Raw genomic sequence first — 14439 nt, 5'->3', positions numbered from 1 at the left:
GGAAATATTATGTAGAATGCCAACACTTCAGGCGCACCGGGTCGCCAGCATCCGAGAGTTTGCACGATGAAAAGAATGTTGCTTCTCGCTGTAGTGGCACTGGTCGCCCTGGCCGGCATCTTCTATGGCAGCCCTTACCTCACCATGAACCAGATCCGCACGGCGACCATGAATGAGGATACGGATGCGCTGGCCGCGCACATCGACGCGGCCCGGCTGCGGGGCAGCCTGGGCAGCCAACTGCAGGCCCTGTTCTCGGCGCCGGAAGTGGCGGACGACATCAGCTCCGACGTCATCGCCCCCCTGCTCGACACCATGCTCATGCCCGAAGGCATCGTCGCCTTGATCAAGCTCAATGACCGCTACGAACGTCCGCTCGCCAAGGTCAGCGACATCAGCGGACGCCAGCGCAACACCAAGCCCGACTACACCCTGCGCTACACCTCCTGGGACAGCGTCGTCGTCCAGCGCGCGCACAGCAAGAGCCATATCGGCGAGCTGACCCTGACGCGCGACGGCGTGTGGGGCTGGAAGCTGACCTCGGTGGCACTGCCGAAAAATCTGCTGGCCGACGCCTGAAAGTCCGGCGCACTGCTATCATCCGCCCATCCCCATTCCTACGGAGGCAGCATGTCTGACCTGGTACAACACGCCCTGGCCCACGCGGCCAAACCTGCCACCACGCCCTGGGTCGTCACCCTGATCAGCGGCGAAAAGCTGACGGGTCCCATCACGGCACTGGCCGACGGCTGCTACGCCATCGGCCTGGGGCAGATCAAATACTTTTCCAGCGACAAGGTCGCCAGCCTGAACGTCTCGGGCGCTGGCGCATTTCCCATCTGATGGCGAAACCAGCCGGACCAGGTGCCACGGACATGGCGGTCCAGCTGCAGGCCCTGGAAGCGGCGCTGCAAAGCCAGGCGGTGCGCGCCGACGGCGCCAGGCTGGCGGCCCTGCTGGCCGACGAATTCGTCGAATTCGGCAGCTCGGGCCATGTCTGGACGCGCGCGGCCACCCTGTCCGACTTGCCGGCGCAACCCTTCTGCGCCCGCAGCATCAGCGATTTCCAGGTCCGCCAACTGGCCGCCGATGCGGCATTCGTGACCTACCGTTCGCTGCGGCATGCCAGCGGCGCCCTGCCCGCCAGCGCCAGCCTGCGCAGCTCGCTGTGGAAATGGCGCGATGGCCGCTGGCAACTGGTTTTTCACCAGGGCACGCCGATACCCGGCTGAACTGTCCCTGACAATTGCCAGGTCTGCCGCATGCACGACACTGACCGCCGCCTTGCGGACTGTGGGCCCCATATGCATCGCTGCCGTCCGGGCAGCACCGTGGATCTCGATGCCCGCACTGCCACGCCTGGGAAGCAATGCCGCCTGCCGGCGTGCCAGCACCGATGCTGGCGCAAGATAAACGGCGGCAGGCGACGCAGGCCATCCCCGGTGGACAAGGAGCGAAGCTCCCATGATGGCGGCATGGATGCAAAACTTGGTCCGCTCCTGCCGGCTTTCGCCGGCACGATCATCTGCTGAACCGGGCCGGACGAAACCCAGCGCTTCCCATTGCCGCACCACGGTCGCGACATCCTCGGTTATGTCGAAGCAGATTTCCGCCTGCTTCGATATGCTCGGCGCCAGCTATGCTCCCTCAGCGTCGACAGGAATATAGCGCTCAAATAAATCATTCATTTGCCTGGCCCAGGCGGCACCAGCCTGCAGAACAAACTGATGCCCATGAGTATCCATCGCAAGGTTTTCAAGAATGCAATAAGCGCTACTGCACAGGTGTCATGCGCACGCTCACATGCCGTCGCTGTGCGTCTGGAGTGCATCGGAGATGCGCGTGGATAACCAATCCACATCCTTTCTGGCAGACCTTTTACCCGAAATCATCCCTGCAGTGGCGACTCCGAACAAGGCGACGCCGGCCAGCGGGAAGTAAAGATCCGTCAACGATTCGGAAGCAACCGACACGGCGGCGAACATGGTCCACAAGATGATAATGCCAAAGTAAAAAGACATCGATATCTTTGTCGAACTTGAAAATCCAAATTGCCCCTTCAGGACAGTTTTATCGCCATCCAATTCAAATGCACCAACAAAGCAAGGTTTCCAGGAGTTTCTAACGAAGGGGATTTTCCGACAAATTGAAACTCTCTTTTCTGTAACAGTGCCAACCGCACACTGCTCTGAAAAGTTGAACAAAGTGGCTGGTTTCACTTTGCCGGCCAGGCGGGAAACGGATTCATCAAGGGGGTATTGGCTTTCGAACTGGACAGATGTGGAACCGTAGAGCAAATTGAAGAACCTGGAAATCATGGTGATATATACGCGTCGAAAAAACGAACCCCTCAGGGGCGTCGTGTCCATCAATGATCAAGTATGGCAAGCACAACCCTGAACTCCCGCTGCCGCTCCGTACACATCTGCCATCCGGGCCGGGAGCGGCAGGCGCCATTCCTGCCCATACTTTTTAAAGAAACTCACTACATCCAGTAAAAGAGTAGCAACAAAGTGCACCGCTTTGACTGTACGTCAAAGCAAGCGGATGGACAACAAAAAACCCACGCTCCTATGACGAAGGCGGTTTTTTGGACGTTCTTGGATTTTTACGGCTGAGTTCTGGGTGCCCGGAGTCGGAAGCCAATTCTCTTTAGAATCAGTGTCTTGAGTGGAAGAATGGTAAATTTTCGCCAGTTATTCGCACACCATTTTTTCCCTAGTGAGCCAGAGCCTTTGGTAATTCTTGCCAATTAGTAGTGTACCGCGGCGTGCGGTTTTCCGACAACATTGCCCAGCGCCTGACCAGACCGGCCGAGCCAAGGTGTACCGTATCGCGCCCGAACCGCTCATTCAGCGAATCCAGCGCCGCCATGGCGCGCACTGAACGAGCGCGATCGGGATCCGCACCAAACAAAACACCTTGGCGCTGGGTATCCGGCCGAAGGTCAATCAGCATGATTCCGGCTTTCTTATATTTGTAGCCGGCTCGAAAGATCATGGCCAGGCCAAGCAGTGAGGCGCCGGCCAAGATGCACTTTGGACTAAGCGATGAAGACAATGTGGCCCTACTCCACCCCCATACCTGCGACCACAAGCACGCTGGGCCGCCAATTGATACTTCTTTTTTGAATCAAGATGAGTATACAAAAAAACAATCTTGTGAAATAATGCAAATCACAATCATTCGCATTCAATGATTCTATCGAATTGTTTCATCATCGAATAAATGTATTTATCGGCATCACTTTTGGAGAAAAAATGCTACTCAAACTGATCGCAATTGTCACTTGCTCCCTTACCCTACTCAATGCTACCGCTTCAGAACAAAGTGAGGCTGAGACTACTCGCCACGAAAAGCGCGAAGATGTTATTCAAAAATCCATAATTCGTATAGATGAAGAATTCGCTAAGGCTTCAAATCCCGAAGCCCCCGCACCCCTGTCTCAATCCAGTAATGTATCCCTCTCAGACTTAAAAAAGAAATGGGACATAGCTTTAGTTCAAGTCAAGAATAATAATTTCACCACCATTGCAGACACAGAAATATTGAAATCCATGGCCATAGATATTAATTGCACTAATATTATTGGCATAATTCCTACCGGCTTCCCAACAGATGATACAAATCGCCAAAAACTTAGCGGGGCCACATTATTCGCAGAATGCCCCGAAGGGAATTATGTAATTATTAGTACATATTTCAGAGCAGGAAACAGTGGAAATAGATTAATTACGCCTCCAGAAAGCTTCAAACAATCCCTTGCTGGCTTTCCTGCTCGCAAACTATTTTACAAATCCAAAGATGGCTTAGAAAAAAGAACGCTTTCTGTTTTACATGGCGATTTTTTATATGCAGTTGAGTACTGGACCTCAGAAAAAAATAAGATCAACTTGCAACAGAAAAATAAAACTCACACAAACAACCTTGACAATATTCAAAATACTCTCGTGAAGTTAAACACCAACACAAACATAAAAAACTAATACAATGAAAAATAAAAAAATATTAAGAGTGATATTCTTCATCTTAGCATCATTAATAACTAGCTCAGCATCAGCAGGATTTTTCTCATTGACATTCTTTTCAAGAGCAAATTGCGCCAACAATGAAAGTATCACATGGGATGCAACAGCAACGTGGCAACTACTAGTCTACTCAAACCAATTTAATGTTGAAACAGGTGAAAACAAGTTTTTTATGGTAGAGCAAGCAAACGCAAACCGTGCTGCTGCTGTTTGTTGGGGATGCGGTCTAGGTGGAGGATGGGTTGTCGAAGGGAGTCATTTCATATCGACCCCTTCGTCCGCTGGTAGTTCGCGCGAAGTTGGTGAAAAATTACAGGATGATTGCACTGGATACATCTTTACAGGTGACCATCAGTTCTTTATGCCTTGCCAATCGACATACGCGGATTCTTGCAATTTTACAGATTGGTAATGCCAAATAATCAACTTTGAAAAGTGGGATTCTAGTTGAGGCCTACTTGTATTTTATTGACGATGGCGGCCACATCATGCGCCAGCTCGCCGATATCCTTGTCGCGGCGCTTGTCGAGCCCGCGCACCGTGGCGCCCAGCATCCACCAGGCAAGCAAGCCAGCGGCCACCTTCAGCGGCGCGGCGATGAATAGGAAGCCCAGGGCCGCGTCGCTGCCGTACATCAAGGCTGCGACGCGGCGGTATCGATGCCAGCGGCCAGCACCTCTAAGGCGCCACAAAATACTGTATATTTATACAGCACCTTAAACATCGAACGCTGTAAAGTAAACAATGGCCGAGCGTGTAGACGTGTCTGCACACCCAGCCGCTTGGGCTTAGAACAAGCCGGCTGGTTCGGCCGCCCTATCCCAGCTGTAAATAATCAACTCCTTGCGCTCCACCGATCTACCGCCGCCGCCCACGTTGTACTGGATGCCGGTTGTATCCATCTGGAAGCTGGCAAACACTCGCCGGATGCCTGGATGGTCATTCAAGCTCAAGATGGCCTTGCCCTTCAGCTTGGCCATCAACTCAGCCATCTTCTCGTACTGAGCGAATTCAAACTCTACCCCATAGCCGGCCGTCTCCCAGTACGGCGGGTCCAGGTAAAACAGCGTATGCGGCCTGTCGTACCGTCTCGCCATCGGCCGCCACCACCTTCAACGTGGCGTTGGTAGTTAGGTGCGTGATGGTGCGGATGTGATCCTGCACCTTCAGCATCACTGTCAATTCGTCGTCAGCCTTGATCATTGCCGCCATCGGCTTGTAGCTGTTGTCTGCAATCTCCTTCGTTGGTGCCAGGACGATGTACTCCCCCTCCAGGCGCCAGTTCATCAGCAGAGCCGTCAGCATGATCCCAGCCGCAATGGTCGACTTGCCGTTTTTCTTGCTGATCAAGAGCATGAATTCCTTGATCAGCCGGCGCCCAGTCTCGGAGTTGTAGGCGCCGAAGATGGCCTCTACAAACTCCCGCACCCAAAGCTTGACGACCTCGCCCATCTTTGGGCTGCCGGGCGCATCCACCATGCGCAGCTCGGAGAAAATCGCCCAGGCCGCAGCAGCCTGATCAGGATAAAGCGGCGCGCATGGCGTCACCGGCAGGCCGGCGACAATACGCGTTTCCCAATCGTGGCAGGCGGTAGACCACTCCGGATACGGGGTCATTTACCGCCGCCAGATACCAGGCGGGGCGGGGCCGGTGGCGCGCCGAAGCGGCCACGCGCCTACATTAAAGACCGGGGAGCCGCGGGCGCGTGGGCTGGCGAGGAGCAAGCCATGTTTTCGCTTCGCTCAAACCGGCTTGCCCTGCGGGGCCATCCTCGCTGCGCTCGCCCATCACGCCAGGAGCATCGATGCACGCCGAGACCACGCCACGCAAGCGACAAGGCGGCCGCCCGAAAGGCGACCCGGCCGCCGTGCGCGGCGCCACCATCGGCGTGCGCGTCTCGGCCGCCGAACATGCGGCGCTGCTGGAACGCGCCGCCCGCATGCAGATGCGTCCCGCGCAATGGCTGCGCGCCGCAGCGCTGGCGCGCGCCTTGCCCTCGCCGCCCGTCGCCGCCATCAACCGCGAACACTACGTGGAACTGGCCCGCCTGGCGTCCAACCTGAATCAATTGACCCATCTCGCCAACGAGGGCGGCCGCGTCGCCGTGGCCGACGCCCTGCTGCAGCGGCTGATCGCGGAAACGCGCCGCCTGCGGCTGGCACTGCTGGGCGTGAAGGAGCAGGACGATGATCGCTAAGGCCATCAAGGGACGCGGCTTTCGCGGCGTGCTGGCCTATGACCTGGGCAAGGAGCAGGCGCGCGTGATCGACACCAACATGACCGGCCGCACGCCGCGCGAACTGGCGCAGGAATTCGGCGCCGTGCGCAAGCTGCGCCCAGGCCTGGGCAAGGCGGTGCTGCACGTGTCGCTGTCGGCCGCGCCGGGAGAGCAGCTGTCCGACGCCCAGTGGACGCAGATCGCGGGCCGCTATCTGGCGGGCATGGGCCTGGACGACAACCAGTACCTGCTGACGCGCCATGCCGACACCCGGCATGAGCACGTGCACCTGCTGGTCAACCGCGTCCGCTGCGATGGTGGCGTGACCAGCGACAGCCACGACTACCGGCGCCAGGAAAGCATCATGCGCGCCGTCGAACGCGACTTCGGCCTGCAGCAGCTGCGCCCCTCCGTCGAGGCGCCGCGCCGCGCGGCGAGCCGGGGCGAGATCGAGGCAGGCCTGCGCACCGGCATCGCCTCGACGCGGCAACGGCTGCAGCAGCTGCGGGTGGACGCACGCCGTGTCGCCCATCGTGGCGCGGCGGCGACAGGCATGCGTCTCGCCGCACCTGTACGGGCCAGCGCCGCCGCTGGTTTTCTTTCTCCAGACGGGCGTCGCCGTCAGGCTGGCGGCGTGGCGACGCCGTCGCGCAGGGCGTCGAGATAGTCGGCCCAGCGCTGCATCATGGCGCGGCGCGCAGGCAGGTGCGCCGTGCGGTTGTAGGCGCGCCCGTTCGGGTCGATGACGCTGTGCGCCAGCTGGTGCTCGATCAGGTCCACGCGCTCCTGCAGCACTTCGTCGAGGATGGTGCGGGCCATGGCGCGGAAACCGTGGCCGGTCATGACTTCCTTGGCATAGCCGAGGGAACGCAGCGCCGCATTGATGGTGTTTTCGCTCATGCAGCGCTGGCCGCCGCGCAGACCGGGAAACACGTAGCGGCCTTCGCCGGTGACAGGCTGCAGCGCGCGCAGGATCGCCACGGCCTGTGTCGGCAGCGGCACCAGGTGTTCGAGCTGCATTTTCATTTTCCTGGCCGGGATGCGCCACTCGGCGGCATCGAGATGGATTTCGCTCCATTCGGCGGCGCGCAGTTCGCCGGGACGCACGAACAGCATGGGCGCCAGTTTCAGCGCCGCCACCGCCGTGACGTGGCCGTGGTAGCCATAAATGGCGCGCAGCAGCGGCGCGACATCGCCCGGTTCCGTCAGTGCCGGGTAGTGCGTTCTCGGCACCGGCGTCAATGCGCCTTTCAGGTCTGCCGTGACGTCGCGTTCGACGAGGTCCATCGCCACGCCGAAGCGCAGCACCTGGCCGCACAGCTGCTTGATGCGGTGCGCCGAGTCGATCGCGCCGCGCGCCTCGACGCGCTGTACCACGCGCAGCACGTCGCGCGGGCGGATGGTGTTGAGCGGCATCTTGCCCAGGTAGGGGATGACGTCGCCTTCGAGCCAGTTGCCGACTTTCTTGCGCGTGCTGGCACTGCCGTTGCGCTGGATGGTGAGCAGCCACTGGCGCGCCAGCTTGTCGAAGGTATTCAAGGCAGCGCTGCGCTGCTCGGCCTTCTGCGCGCGCTTGACGCCGTTCGGATCGATCCCTTCGGCCAGCGCCTTGCGCGCCTCTTCGGCCTTGCGCCGCGCCTGGGCCAGGCTCACGCGAGGGTAGACGCCCAGGGCCAAGGTCTTTTGTTTGCCTGCATGGCGGTAATTCAACCGCCAGTACTTGCCGGTACGGGTGACCAGCAGGTACATGCCGTACAGGTCGGGATACTTGTCGCCGCTGGGTGTGCCCTTGTAGACGGCATGGCGGATAAGCAGATCGGACAGTGGCATGGCGCACTCCCTGATGGTATTTTTTTAGAGAAAACTCTAAATCCAGCAAAAAGTACCAACAAAGTTCATCACTTTTAATGTACGCCTATGGACGCGAATGGACAACAAAAAACCCGCTCTCCTATGACGGAGGCGGGTTTTTGGACGTTCTTGGATTTTTACGGCTGAGTTCTTGGTGCCCGGAGCCGGAATCGAACCGGCACGCCCTTACAGGCGGGAGATTTTAAGTCTCCAGTGTCTACCAGTTTCACCATCCGGGCAGCGCGGCGAGATTCTAGCACAGGTGATGCCGATTGCACCATCTTGCTTGGCAATTGGCCTGTCGCCGTCATTCGCTCCCGTGGCTGTTCTCCTTCGCCTTCTCCCTCGCCTCGTCCGGCGATGCCAAGCCATTGAAGAACAAATTGAGCAGCACGGCGACGATGGCGGCCAGCAGGATGCCGCTGTGCAGCAAGGGGGACAGGGCCTTGGGCATGTGCTGGGCGTACTGTTCCGCCACCAGCGGCAGCATGCCGAAACCGATCGACAGGGCCACGATGAACAGATTGTTGCGGTTGCTCCTATAGTCGACGCCGGCCAGGATGCGGATGCCGGTGGCGGCCACCATGCCGAACATCACCAGTCCTGCCCCGCCCAGCACGAAGGCCGGCACGGCTTCGGCCGCCTGGGCAATCTTCGGGATCACGCCCATGACCAGCAGGATGATGCCGGCCGCGACGCACACCCAGCGGCTGCGCACGCCCGTCACGCCGACCAGGCCCACGTTCTGCGAAAACGAGGTGTAGGGGAAAGTATTGAAAATGCCGCCGATCAGGGTACCGAGGCCGTCGACGCGCAAGCCGCGGCTGATGTCGGCCTGGGTGATGCGCTTGTCCGTCATTTCGCCCAGCGCCAGGAACATGCCCAGCGACTCGATCATGACGACGATCATCACCAGGCTCATGGTGACGATGGCCATCACGTCGAAAGTGGGCATGCCGAACTGGAATGGCGTGACGATGGCAAAAGCCTTGGCGCTGGCCACCTTGGCGAAATCAGCCTTTCCCAGCGCAAAGGACAGGGCCGTACCGGCAATGATGCCGATCAATACGGCGATATTCGACAGGAAACCGCGGCCATACTTCGCTACCAGCAAGATAACCGCCAGCACGAAAAAGGCGATGCCCATGTTGTCCAGCGCACCATAGCCGGGGTTGGCTATCATCGGCACGGGCCCGGCTGGTGCGGGCAAGCCGGCCGCCGTGGCCGCAGCAACCATGTTGGCGAAAGCGGGGTCGGCGATCTGCGCCATGGCCGGCGGCCCGCCCATGGCCCAGTTGACGCCCACGCGCATCAGCGACACGCCGATCACCGCAATGATGCTGCCCGTGACCACTGGTGGAAACAGGGCCAGCAGCCGGCTGATGAAGGGCGCGATCAGCATGGAAACGACGCCGGCGCCGATCACGGCGCCAAAGATGCCGCTGATGCCCAGGGCCGGATTGTTCGCCATGGCCAGCATGGGGCTGACGGCGGCGAAGGTCACGCCCATCATGACGGGCAGGCGGATGCCGAAATACTTGCCTATCCCCAGGGACTGGATCAGGGTCACGAGGCCGCAGCAGAACAGGTCGGCACTGATCAGCGCCGCCACCTGCTCGGGCGGCAGCTTGAGGGCGCGGCCGACGATCAGGGGCACGGCGATGGCGCCGGCATACATGACGAGCACATGCTGCAAGCCCAGGGTGAACAGTTTTCCGGCAGGCAGTATTTCATCGACGGCCGATGGCGTAGCAGGCGTCGCGCCGGGCACGCCGCGGTGGATGGATTTCAGACGGGGAGAGGCCATTTACGCTCCATTTCCTGGGTTTCCGTGGCCAGGATGGACGCGGATGAAAGGGAAAAGCAAGAGAGAAACGGGACGACAGGAACATACTGGTGGCCGATGACGCATGCGAAGCTCCTTGGATGGGGACGACTTCAGCAAGCCATGCACGCTTCGTGCCAGCACCGATTGTATACAGGAATTGTGCCGAAATATCATCTCGGCAATAAAAGGGGGCACCGGACGCGCAGTGTTGCACTGTTTTCTGGCACGCCTTCGTGCAGTCGCACCACCAGGCGGCACCGGCCGGCACCGGGATATGGCACGACGACGAGGACGACGACGCACCAGGCGCCGGCGCGCGGCACGTGCCGCCGACAGGCCCAGGCCGCAAGTACAGGCCGCAAGTACAGGCCACAAGCACGGGCCAGCACCGCGTCAAGCGGCCCCTGGCGGCTTCACGGCCAAGTGCCCCGCCAAGTACCCCACTACACGCTTGATTATCGCAGCGGCCAGAACTGGCGCGCCGCTGCCCCCCATGGTGCGCTCGTTTCCGACTCACGGCCAACGGTGCCAAGGCCACGCCTTTGGGTGCCATGCATCGCATCCCGTTCTGTTTGCCCTCAATCCAGAATATTCTCAGAACGATGTTCTGGTGATGACTTAGCCGCCCGCGCAGCCGTCTATCAGCGCTTCCAGCTGCTGCACATAGGCCGCACGCAGGTGTTCGCGGGCGAGAAGGGCTTGCGTTTGCGCAAAGATGCCCTGCAGCGGCACGCGCGGCAAGAATGGCGCCACGGGACGCGCGACGAGACAGGGCACGACCATAGGCAGCCTTTCCGGCGCAGCGCCCCCCGCCACCATCCCTGCTGGCCCGCCCGCCGCGCAGCCACCGAGCATACATGGCAGCAAACCCGGCAGTACCAGCGCCGCTGCGCTCTTCAACGCCGCCGTCATCGTCACCTTCACGGTATCCCGCCTGCCGTATCGCTGGCAGCGTCACTGGCAATCAATGCTTCTGCCGCGCGGCAAGCGTCGCCGTCCGGCTGCAGGGCCAGGATGCGCGCCGCTGCCGCCTGGGCATCGGCCTGACCGGCCTGCGCGCTGGACAGTGCCTGCCGTGCGCGCGCGGACCGCCTTGCCCCCTCCTCGCGCAAAGTATTGACTGCCACGTTCTGGCGCTGCAACGCACCTTGCAGCGCCTGCACTTGCCCCGCGCAAGCGGCGCGGCCCGTTTCGTGTCCCCAGCGCTGGGCGCATAACACGGCTACGCCCAGCAACAGCAGCAGGGCCAGCACCATCGACGGCGGCTTCATGCCAGCACCCTGCGCGCCGTCTGATACAGCGCCAGGCGCTCGGCCAAGCCATTCACGCCGCCGTTGATACGGCGCGTCAGCCGTTCCTGGTCGCCCGCATCGGCCAGCCGGTTCAGGCCACGCGACTGCCAGAACCAGCCTGCCGAACGGCAAGCGTTGCCTGGCTGCTCCAGCAAGTCGGGCCGGGACAGCAGATCCAGGCGCAAGGCCACGCCGCAGGCAGCATAGTTGGCGCGCCCCGTCACCTGCAGCAAGCCGCGCCCCTTGAAACGCATGCCGTCGCCGGCGACGACATTGCCGAGGTCGCCACGCCCTTCATACGCGGCGCCGCTGGCCAGTTCCCGCACGTAACGCAATTGGCCCGACTCATGGCCCACCTGGGCCAGAAATGCCGCCTGGCGCAGCGGCGTATCGATACCGAATTCCACCATGGCCGCCTTCAGGGGTTCAAGGAACAACGTAGCGCGATGGCCAGCAAACGGCATGATCTGCATCAATTGCGCGCCTGTCACAGCACGCCCCGCACATCCTTGACGACGGCCGCAGCATCGGCCGCCAGTTCGCCGATATCCTTCCCGCGCCGCTTGTCGAACCAGCGCACGCAGGCACCCAGCACCCACCAGGCGGGCAAGCCGGCCGCCACCATCAAGGGCGCGGCGATGAAAAGAAAGCCCGTGGCCGGGTCGCCGCCATACAGGCCCGCCACGGTTTTCGCGCTGTCGAACAGGCTGGGCCACCAGGACAGCACGGCGGCCACCAGCAGCGGACCGAGAAAGGTGGAAATGATGATGCTGGAACAAAAGCGGATGAATGCCTCCTTGGTGGACTGGGGCCACATGAACATGAAGCCCAGCGACGTGGCGGCTGCGCCGGCCAGCACGGGCACGCCAAACAGTTTGATCAATGCGCCGCCGGCGGCGGTGGTTTCGAGGGCCATGATTGCCTTTCTATCGGAGAAATAAAAAAACCCGCCGAAGCGGGTTGGATGTGAATTGCTGGTCTGCTACGCGGCCTTGACCATCACATAGGCGCGACCGTCCGGCTCGATCGAAATGACGCGGCCGACGGCATGCAGGTACTGCTTCATGGTGAGGTCATCTTCACGCACGGCGATACCCTTGATGCCTGCGCCGTCCTGCACCGGCACGATATAGTCGCCCGGCCGGGCGCCCAGCACGTTCACCGGCACGCGGCCGGCGATGGCAATGCGGTCAACCTTCTGGCGTTCGGCTTCGAGCGCCGCGTCAAAGGCGGCCATGACCTCGGCATCCAGCTGCGTGGCGGCGTCATGCGCGGCCAGGGCCGCAGCGTAGGCAGCCTGTTTGGCAGCCCACTCGGCATCGGTATCGCCAGGTGTCACCACGTCCTGATATTCCGGGGGATTGGTGCCGGGCAGCGCCTGTTGCTCGCCTACCCCGGCGCGGCGCGGTGGCGGCATCGGAGCTGGCCCTGCCTGGGGGGTTGGGCGCGGCCCGACGCAGTTCGCCCAAGAGTCGCCTCCGACGAAAGAAGGCTCCGTCGACTTAATTCCAAACAGAACAGCATCTTCCCATTTATCCGTGAGAGTATTAACAGCGGTGATGCCGATAATTTGCCCCTTGATAACAGTGTTACATGTTTCTGACTTGAGAATATATTCTGCATAGTCACTACCCGACGTATTTACCGTGCCGTTTGCCGATACGCTGCGGCCAGTACCGGAATATTTGCCTACGTACATCACCGATGCAGGCTGAGGGAATGACGTGCCATCGCCTGCGTAGAGCAGAAATGCGGCATTTCCGACCGCAGCTCCTGCCGTCATCAACAATGGTCCAACGGTCGGTGAGCTTGTAATCTGCACTGGTCCCACAACTTGCAATTGTCCTTGTGCCGCTTCAGTAGCGGTGCCAATCAGCAGCGCACCGCGCTCCGTGAACCGCGCAATCTCGCGATAACTACTATTACCTACACCCACCTCAAATGCGGTGTATCCGGCATAGCTAGTCGAGGGATTGCCAGCACCAACAATCCGGGTGCCGTAGCCGGGCACACCGGGATAGCCAAACCGAAGAGCAGTACCTGCAATACCGTCAATACCGGCGTTGGTAAGCAACGCAAGTTGCTCAATGATGCCAGCCGTTCCCACGCGCAGTGCGGTGACGGTTGAGGTCGTCGTCAGAGGTCCCGTCATGGTCCCGCCGGTCAAGGGAACTGCATTGTAGGGGCCAGCAGAAAATGCGCTGTACAGCGTGTTCAGGCGCTCATTGACATTTGGCATGCCATCATAAAAAAAGTTAGCCATTTAAATCCCTTCGATTTGGAGTGGTGCGGAATAGGTGTCGTAATACGGCATGGCCACCGCGTCCAGGTTGCTGGCCTTGCCATACAGCATGTGGTCCTGCTCAAGCAGCGGATCCGGGTTTTCCGGGAACAGGCTGAACAACATGGCCCTGCCCTTGCCGCTCTCACGCAGGATGCGCATGAAGCGCGCACGGTCGAGCGGCGTCAGGTGCGCCAGTTGGATGCTCAGTTTGTCGCTGGACGTACCCATGGCGGTTTTCAGATCGCCGGCGGCAGTGCGGTAGTCCTCGCTGCTGTCCTGCATTTGCAGCTGCGCGCCGTATTCGGCGTTGCACTCGGGTGACCAGTAATGGCCCGCCACCAGGCGCGAGATCTCCAGGTAACCGTCTGGGCTTTGCGGTGCCGACACATCAATGACCAACTGGCGCACGCGCACCGGGGCGAACCAGGTCACGCCATCGGCGCCACCGCCGCGCGCCCAGGTGTTCACGCCGCCCGATTTATAGGCATTCCAGCCCAGCGGCAGTACGCCCCAGGGAAATGAGCCATGTATGGCAGCCGGGCACGGGAAGATGCTGCCGGTGTCTAGCACCAGTTCGCCGTCCGGGGTAGCGTAGCCGCGCACGCGCATGCGCGCGCTGCTGGTCAGGTTGGTAAAGATCAGGGCTACGCAAGCGATGGCCTCTTGCGTCGGCCAGGTGGCCGTAATGGTCTGCACCGTGCCGGTGGCGCGCAGCACGGCCGTTTTGCTGTCGCGCTGCAGGTTGGCTGGGCCCAGCGTGCCGGCCTGGCTCGATGCGGCCAGCACGGCGCGGTCGGCGGCGTTGTCGTGAATGATGCGGAGATTTGGCATGTTATTCCACCGTAGTATTAGATAAGCGTTGATACACCGCATTCACAGGCGGGCGATCAGCGCCAGGACGAGTGCCTATCGTCACCGCCTGCTCCACCATGGCCAC

The 14439-nt window shown here is 60.5% G+C and carries 19 protein-coding genes, 1 tRNA gene and 1 pseudogene; 7 read left to right on the top strand and 14 right to left on the bottom strand.

All coding sequences use genetic code 11. From position 1 onward, the window contains the following. Positions 1-75 precede the first annotated feature (75 nt). The 3 genes from EBS11_RS19820 to EBS11_RS19810 are packed head-to-tail and all read left to right on the top strand — an operon-like array spanning position 76 to position 1232. The gene (locus EBS11_RS19820; RefSeq protein WP_290605599.1) at positions 76-579 is read left to right on the top strand and encodes a DUF2939 domain-containing protein; all 504 of its coding nucleotides are present in this window, start codon (positions 76-78) and stop codon (positions 577-579) included. A 51-nt stretch (positions 580-630) separates the two neighbouring features. Then, positions 631-843: a hypothetical protein gene (locus tag EBS11_RS19815; protein WP_290605597.1), complete on the top strand. Its 213-nt coding sequence runs from the start codon at positions 631-633 to the stop codon at positions 841-843. A 32-nt stretch (positions 844-875) separates the two neighbouring features. Beyond that, complete coding sequence (locus EBS11_RS19810; RefSeq protein ID WP_290605595.1) at positions 876-1232, top strand: nuclear transport factor 2 family protein; 357 nt, start codon at positions 876-878, stop codon at positions 1230-1232. A 567-nt stretch (positions 1233-1799) separates the two neighbouring features. On the opposite strand, the gene EBS11_RS19805 is transcribed toward EBS11_RS19810, so the two are convergent. Further along, complete coding sequence (locus tag EBS11_RS19805) at positions 1800-2369, bottom strand: hypothetical protein (protein WP_290605593.1); 570 nt, start codon at positions 2367-2369, stop codon at positions 1800-1802. Positions 2370-2718: 349 nt separating this feature from the next. After that, a complete protein-coding gene (locus EBS11_RS19800) occupies positions 2719-3000 on the bottom strand; it encodes a DUF4113 domain-containing protein (protein WP_290605592.1) in 282 nt (93 codons plus the stop codon). Positions 3001-3260: 260 nt separating this feature from the next. On the opposite strand from EBS11_RS19800, the gene EBS11_RS19795 reads away from it, so the two are divergent. Both EBS11_RS19795 and EBS11_RS19790 read left to right on the top strand, forming a co-directional pair. Further along, positions 3261-3986: a hypothetical protein gene (locus EBS11_RS19795; RefSeq protein ID WP_290605591.1), complete on the top strand. Its 726-nt coding sequence runs from the start codon at positions 3261-3263 to the stop codon at positions 3984-3986. Positions 3987-3990: 4 nt separating this feature from the next. Next, on the top strand, positions 3991-4440 hold the full coding sequence (locus EBS11_RS19790; RefSeq protein ID WP_290605590.1) for a hypothetical protein: 450 nt from the start codon (positions 3991-3993) through the stop codon (positions 4438-4440). 31 nt (positions 4441-4471) lie between these two features. Here EBS11_RS19790 and EBS11_RS19785 read toward each other — a convergent pair whose 3' ends face one another. From EBS11_RS19785 to EBS11_RS19775, 3 genes and pseudogenes are all read right to left on the bottom strand, one after another. Then, positions 4472-4663, bottom strand: a complete 192-nt coding sequence (locus EBS11_RS19785; RefSeq protein WP_290605588.1) for a hypothetical protein — start codon at positions 4661-4663, stop codon at positions 4472-4474. A gap of 153 nt (positions 4664-4816) precedes the next feature. Further along, positions 4817-5116: pseudogene (locus EBS11_RS19780) on the bottom strand (DNA adenine methylase); the annotation flags it as partial. Beyond that, positions 5040-5384: a terminase large subunit gene (locus tag EBS11_RS19775; protein ID WP_290605652.1), complete on the bottom strand. Its 345-nt coding sequence runs from the start codon at positions 5382-5384 to the stop codon at positions 5040-5042. The pseudogene EBS11_RS19780 and the gene EBS11_RS19775, both read right to left, overlap by 77 nt. Before the next feature lie 449 nt (positions 5385-5833). Here EBS11_RS19775 and mobC point away from each other — a divergent pair, with 449 nt between their 5' ends. After that, complete coding sequence (gene mobC, locus EBS11_RS19770) at positions 5834-6226, top strand: plasmid mobilization relaxosome protein MobC (RefSeq protein ID WP_152257874.1); 393 nt, start codon at positions 5834-5836, stop codon at positions 6224-6226. Then, complete coding sequence (locus EBS11_RS19765) at positions 6216-6914, top strand: relaxase/mobilization nuclease domain-containing protein (RefSeq protein WP_290605585.1); 699 nt, start codon at positions 6216-6218, stop codon at positions 6912-6914. The genes mobC and EBS11_RS19765 overlap by 11 nt, the downstream gene beginning before the upstream one ends. Here EBS11_RS19765 and EBS11_RS19760 read toward each other — a convergent pair. The 9 genes from EBS11_RS19760 to EBS11_RS19720 form a co-directional block, all read right to left on the bottom strand. After that, entirely contained in the window at positions 6869-8077 is a 1209-nt protein-coding gene (locus EBS11_RS19760; RefSeq protein ID WP_290605583.1) for an integrase arm-type DNA-binding domain-containing protein, read from the bottom strand. The genes EBS11_RS19765 and EBS11_RS19760 overlap by 46 nt on opposite strands. A 173-nt stretch (positions 8078-8250) precedes the next feature. Continuing rightward, positions 8251-8337, bottom strand: a tRNA-Leu gene (locus EBS11_RS19755). Between the two features lie 68 nt (positions 8338-8405). Continuing rightward, entirely contained in the window at positions 8406-9905 is a 1500-nt protein-coding gene (locus EBS11_RS19750; protein WP_290605581.1) for a nucleobase:cation symporter-2 family protein, read from the bottom strand. A gap of 639 nt (positions 9906-10544) precedes the next feature. After that, the gene (locus EBS11_RS19745; protein ID WP_290605579.1) at positions 10545-10709 is read right to left on the bottom strand and encodes a hypothetical protein; all 165 of its coding nucleotides are present in this window, start codon (positions 10707-10709) and stop codon (positions 10545-10547) included. A gap of 137 nt (positions 10710-10846) precedes the next feature. Further along, positions 10847-11197 carry a hypothetical protein gene (locus tag EBS11_RS19740; protein WP_290605577.1) on the bottom strand — a complete coding sequence of 117 codons (351 nt, stop codon included), beginning with the start codon at positions 11195-11197 and terminating at the stop codon, positions 10847-10849. Next, positions 11194-11655: a glycoside hydrolase family 19 protein gene (locus EBS11_RS19735; protein ID WP_365955795.1), complete on the bottom strand. Its 462-nt coding sequence runs from the start codon at positions 11653-11655 to the stop codon at positions 11194-11196. The genes EBS11_RS19740 and EBS11_RS19735 overlap by 4 nt, the downstream gene beginning before the upstream one ends. A 50-nt stretch (positions 11656-11705) precedes the next feature. Next, positions 11706-12134 (bottom strand): hypothetical protein, encoded by a 429-nt coding sequence (locus tag EBS11_RS19730; RefSeq protein ID WP_290605576.1) that lies wholly within the window; start codon positions 12132-12134, stop codon positions 11706-11708. Positions 12135-12200: 66 nt separating this feature from the next. Further along, on the bottom strand, positions 12201-13481 hold the full coding sequence (locus EBS11_RS19725; RefSeq protein ID WP_290605574.1) for a hypothetical protein: 1281 nt from the start codon (positions 13479-13481) through the stop codon (positions 12201-12203). After that, positions 13482-14333, bottom strand: a complete 852-nt coding sequence (locus EBS11_RS19720) for a hypothetical protein (protein ID WP_290605572.1) — start codon at positions 14331-14333, stop codon at positions 13482-13484. Between the last annotated feature and the right edge of the window lie 106 nt (positions 14334-14439).

The organism is Janthinobacterium sp., from assembly GCF_009923995.1.
GTDB lineage: Bacteria > Pseudomonadota > Gammaproteobacteria > Burkholderiales > Burkholderiaceae_D > Janthinobacterium.
This window is presented reverse-complemented; position numbering and strand designations above follow the sequence as displayed.